A 5,703-nucleotide genomic window follows, 5' to 3' on the forward strand; every position below is an offset into this window, starting at 1 on the left:
AATGTATGTCCGGCGGCGTCCTACTCTCCCACAACCTCTCGGTTGCAGTACCATCGGCGCTGAAAGGCTTAACTTCCGGGTTCGGTATGGGACCGGGTGTTTCCCGTTTCGCTATGGCCGCCGTAACTCTTTCAACCCTCACAAACCAGCCCGTGTTGGTGGGCGTGTTGGGTTTGTTGGTTGGGAACTGCTTAGTGGACGCGAACATGCATGTGTGTGCGTGTGTTCGTTGTGTTTGCGCGTGTGTGTGGTTTTGTACGTGGTTGGGACAAGCCCTCGGCCTATTAGTACCGGTCGGCTGGGCATTACTGCTGTACACCTCCGGCCTATCAACCCCATGTTCTGTGGGGGGCCTTACCCACTTGTGTGGTGGGAAACCTCATCTTGAAACGTGCTTCCCGCTTAGATGCATTCAGCGGTTATCACTTCCGAACGTAGCCAACCAGCCGTGCTCCTGGCGGAACAACTGGCACACCAGAGGTTCGTCCATCCCGGTCCTCTCGTACTAGGGACAGCCTTTCTCAAGTTTCCTGCGCGCGCGGCGGATAGGGACCGAACTGTCTCACGACGTTCTAAACCCAGCTCGCGTGCCGCTTTAATGGGCGAACAGCCCAACCCTTGGGACCTACTCCAGCCCCAGGATGCGACGAGCCGACATCGAGGTGCCAAACCATCCCGTCGATATGGACTCTTGGGGAAGATCAGCCTGTTATCCCCGGGGTACCTTTTATCCGTTGAGTGACCACGCTTCCACATGCCGTGGCCAGATCACTAGTTCCGACTTTCGTCCCTGCTCGACATGTCTGTCTCACAGTCAAGCTCCCTTGTGCACTTACACTCGCCACCTGATTGCCAACCAGGCTGAGGGAACCTTTGAGCGCCTCCGTTACATTTTAGGAGGCAACCGCCCCAGTTAAACTACCCATCAGGCACTGTCCCTGATCCGGATAACGGACCTAGGTTAGACATCTAGTACGACCAGAGTGGTATTTCAACGTTGACTCCACAACCACTGGCGTGATCGCTTCACAGTCTCCCACCTATCCTACACAAGCCGTACCAAACACCAATACCAAACTATAGTAAAGGTCCCGGGGTCTTTCCGTCCTGCCGCGCGTAACGAGCATCTTTACTCGTAGTGCAATTTCGCCGAGTCCATGGTTGAGACAGTGGGAAAGTCGTTACTCCATTCGTGCAGGTCGGAACTTACCCGACAAGGAATTTCGCTACCTTAGGATGGTTATAGTTACCACCGCCGTTTACTGGGGCTTAAATTCTCAGCTTCGATCCGAAGATCTAACCGGTCCTCTTAACCTTCCAGCACCGGGCAGGAGTCAGTCCGTATACATCGTCTTACAACTTCGCACGGACCTGTGTTTTTAGTAAACAGTCGCTTTCCCCTGGTCTCTGCGGCCATCACCGCTTCCCCCAGCAAGTGGGTTCACGGATCCGGCCCCCCTTCTCCCGAAGTTACGGGGGCATTTTGCCGAGTTCCTTAACCATGGTTGTCTCGATCGCCTTAGTATTCTCTACTTGATCACCTGAGTCGGTTTGGGGTACGGGCGGCTCGTTGCTCGCTAGAGGTTTTTCTCGGCAGCATAGGATCACCCACTTCGCCATATATGGCTCCGCGTCACGTCTCAGACCCCACACTGAAGTGGATGGTGCGGATTTGCCTACACCACGTCCTACACGCTTGCCCACAGACAACCATCGCTGTGGCTGGGCTACCTTCCTGCGTCACCCCATCGCTTGACTACTACCAGCTCGGGTCCCACGCTCCGCCCACCAGCCTCGCCCCGAAGGGTCCGGTCCGATAGGTTTCGGGTGGTTAGCATCACTAGGTTCGTCATGGGCGCAACTTCGCCGGTACGGGAATATCAACCCGTTGTCCATCGACTACGCCTGTCGGCCTCGCCTTAGGTCCCGACTTACCCAGGGCAGATTAGCTTGACCCTGGAACCCTTGATCATTCGGCGCACGGGTTTCTCACCCGTGATTCGCTACTCATGCCTGCATTCTCACTCGTGTGGCCTCCACACCTGGATCACTCCGGCGCTTCACTGCCCACACGACGCTCCCCTACCCATCCAGCGCACTGAACACCCATCAAGTGGATGCTGATGTATTCGCTGAATGCCATAGCTTCGGCGGATGACTTGAGCCCCGCTACATTGTCGGCGCGGAATCACTTGACCAGTGAGCTATTACGCACTCTTTCAAGGGTGGCTGCTTCCAAGCCAACCTCCTGGTTGTCAATGCGACTCCACATCCTTTTCCACTTAGTCACCGCTTAGGGGCCTTAGCTGATGGTCTGGGCTGTTTCCCTCTCGACTACGGAGCTTATCCCCCGCAGTCTCACTGCTGCGCTCTCACTTACCGGCATTCGGAGTTTGGCTAACGTCAGTAACCTTGTAGGGCCCATCGGCTATCCAGTGCTCTACCTCCGGCAAGAAACACGCAACGCTGCACCTAAATGCATTTCGGGGAGAACCAGCTATCACGAAGTTTGATTGGCCTTTCACCCCTATCCACAGGTCATCCCCTCAGTTTTCAACCTAAGTGGGTTCGGTCCTCCACGTCGTCTTACCGACGCTTCAACCTGCCCATGGATAGATCACTTCGCTTCGGGTCTTGAGCGCGCTACTGAATCGCCCTATTCGGACTCGCTTTCGCTACGGCTACCCCACACGGGTTAACCTCGCAACACACCGCAAACTCGCAGGCTCATTCTTCAAAAGGCACGCCGTCACCCCCACCAGCAAGCTGGCACAAGGCTCCGACGGATTGTAGGCACACGGTTTCAGGTACTATTTCACTCCCCGCCAGGGGTACTTTTCACCTTTCCCTCACGGTACTTGTCCGCTATCGGTCATCAAGGAGTATTTAGGCTTAACGGGTGGTCCCGCCAGATTCACACGGAATTTCAGGGGTTCCGTGTTACTTGGGAACACGCTCCAGAGTCAGCGTCTTACGTCTACGGGCCTATCACCCTCTACGGTACGGCTTTCCAACCGACTTCGACTTCCACACTGATTTCTTACTCTGCACTGAGCCGGCAGACTCAATCGAGCGGTCCCACGACCCCGCGCCTGCAACCCCTGCCGGGTATCACACAGACACGGTTTAGCCTCATCCGATTTCGCTCGCCACTACTCTCGGAATCACTGTTGTTTTCTCTTCCTGTCGGTACTGAGATGTTTCACTTCCCGACGTTCCCTCCACACACCCTATGTGTTCAGGTGCAGGTAACACGACATGACTCGTGCTGGGTTTCCCCATTCGGACACCCCCGGATCACAGCTTGGTTGCCAACTCCCCAGGGCTTATCGCAGGCTCCAACGTCCTTCATCGGCTCTTGATGCCAAGGCATCCACCATGTGCCCTTCATAGCTTGTCTCAACAACGTCAAAACAACACACACTCCAACGCGTCACCGCGTCAAACATGCGTCATACACGTGCGACAAACACAAAGAAACACGCCACCCCACCCCCAATCAAAGGGCAGAGCAGCCGCCAGCCAGTCCCCTCAAGACAAGGAAGAACCAGCCAGCACTACTTACACATACACGCAACCAGCCATCACCAGGTGATCACTCACCCACGACGCCGGTTGCAAGATGCTCGCGTCCACTATGCAGATCTCAAACAACAACCCCACCAACCCCCGCAACCCTCACAAGAGGGCCTTGGGCGAAGGGAGGACCAGAAGCCCCAACCATCACGCCGGGCTTGCGCCAGACATGCGGCTGATTCTTCAGGACCCAACAGTGTGCTCAACCATCCCCCCCACCAACGTGAGGCCCATGACCAACCAGCCACGAGAAGACTCTCGCAGCAGCTGATAGTCGACGTTCCACTAGTGAGACACCACCATGCGTGCCAGGACATTCGCCCGGCATCGGGGTGTGTGCTCCTTAGAAAGGAGGTGATCCAGCCGCACCTTCCGGTACGGCTACCTTGTTACGACTTCGTCCCAATCGCCAGCCCCACCTTCGACGGCTCCCTCCACAAGGGTTGGGCCACCGGCTTCGGGTGTTGCCGACTTTCGTGACGTGACGGGCGGTGTGTACAAGGCCCGGGAACGTATTCACCGCAGCGTTGCTGATCTGCGATTACTAGCGACTCCGACTTCATGGGGTCGAGTTGCAGACCCCAATCCGAACTGAGACCGGCTTTTTGGGATTCGCTCCCCCTTACGGGATCGCAGCCCTTTGTACCGGCCATTGTAGCATGCGTGAAGCCCTGGACATAAGGGGCATGATGACTTGACGTCATCCCCACCTTCCTCCGAGTTGACCCCGGCAGTCTCCTATGAGTCCCCACCATTACGTGCTGGCAACATAGAACGAGGGTTGCGCTCGTTGCGGGACTTAACCCAACATCTCACGACACGAGCTGACGACAGCCATGCACCACCTGTACACCCCCAAAAGAAGCCCCATCTCTGGAGCGGCAGGGTGTATGTCAAACCCAGGTAAGGTTCTTCGCGTTGCATCGAATTAATCCGCATGCTCCGCCGCTTGTGCGGGCCCCCGTCAATTCCTTTGAGTTTTAGCCTTGCGGCCGTACTCCCCAGGCGGGGCGCTTAATGCGTTAGCTGCGGCACGGAATCCGTGGAATGGACCCCACACCTAGCGCCCAACGTTTACGGTGTGGACTACCAGGGTATCTAATCCTGTTCGCTCCCCACACTTTCGCTCCTCAGCGTCAGGATATTCCCAGAGAACCGCCTTCGCCACCGGTGTTCCTCCTGATATCTGCGCATTTCACCGCTACACCAGGAATTCCGTTCTCCCCTGAATACCTCTAGTCTGCCCGTATCGAAAGCAAGCCAGGTGTTAAGCACCTGGTTTTCACTCCCGACGCGACAAACCGCCTACGAGCCCTTTACGCCCAATAATTCCGGACAACGCTCGCACCCTACGTATTACCGCGGCTGCTGGCACGTAGTTGGCCGGTGCTTCTTCTGCAGGTACCGTCACTTGCGCTTCGTCCCTGCTGAAAGAGGTTTACAACCCGAAGGCCGTCATCCCTCACGCGGCGTTGCTGGATCAGGCTTCCGCCCATTGTCCAATATTCCCCACTGCTGCCTCCCGTAGGAGTCTGGGCCGTGTCTCAGTCCCAGTGTGACCGGTCACCCTCTCAGGCCGGCTACCCGTCGAAGCCATGGTGAGCCATTACCTCACCATCAAGCTGATAGGCCGCGAGCACATCCCTGGCCGAAAAACTTTCCACCACCATCCCATGCGAGAAGTGGTCGTATCCGGTATTAATCACCGTTTCCGGTGGCTATCCCAAAGCCAAGGGCAGATTACTCACGTGTTACTCACCCGTTCGCCGCTCGAGTACCACCGAAGTGGCCTTTCCGCTCGACTTGCATGTGTTAAGCACGCCGCCAGCGTTCGTCCTGAGCCAGGATCAAACTCTCCATCGAAAACCATCAACCCCCACCACCAACCCAAAAGCCGGCAGACAGGAGCGACTATCAATAAGAGCCACATCCCCTGACTGAACAAAACTAGCGAATGACACCCCAACCAAAGTCAGGGCATCGCCAGAATCATTGTCAAAGAAACCGCGACACCACACCCCACCAACCCAAAAGGCGGTGAAGCAAACATGATGTCAACGGGGCATAACAAACTAATTCGTCGACTAATCAAACACACTGTTGAGTTCTCAAAAATCAGACGCACCC

General features: G+C 56.2%; 3 rRNA genes. All 3 read right to left on the bottom strand.

What is annotated here, in order from left to right:
- Window positions 1-7 precede the first annotated feature (7 nt).
- The 3 genes from rrf to J2X46_RS24080 all read right to left on the bottom strand — a co-directional run bounded on the left by rrf (window position 8) and on the right by J2X46_RS24080 (window position 5,439).
- Window positions 8-125: ribosomal RNA gene (gene rrf, locus J2X46_RS24070) — 5S ribosomal RNA — on the bottom strand.
- Between the two features lie 139 nt (window positions 126-264).
- A 23S ribosomal RNA gene (locus J2X46_RS24075) occupies window positions 265-3,400 on the bottom strand.
- Between the two features lie 523 nt (window positions 3,401-3,923).
- A 16S ribosomal RNA gene (locus J2X46_RS24080) occupies window positions 3,924-5,439 on the bottom strand.
- Together the 16S, 23S and 5S rRNA genes form the textbook arrangement of a ribosomal RNA operon.
- Window positions 5,440-5,703: the final 264 nt, after the last annotated feature.

This window comes from Nocardioides sp. BE266 (assembly GCF_031457855.1).
In the GTDB taxonomy this organism is placed as follows: Bacteria; Actinomycetota; Actinomycetes; order Propionibacteriales; family Nocardioidaceae; genus Nocardioides.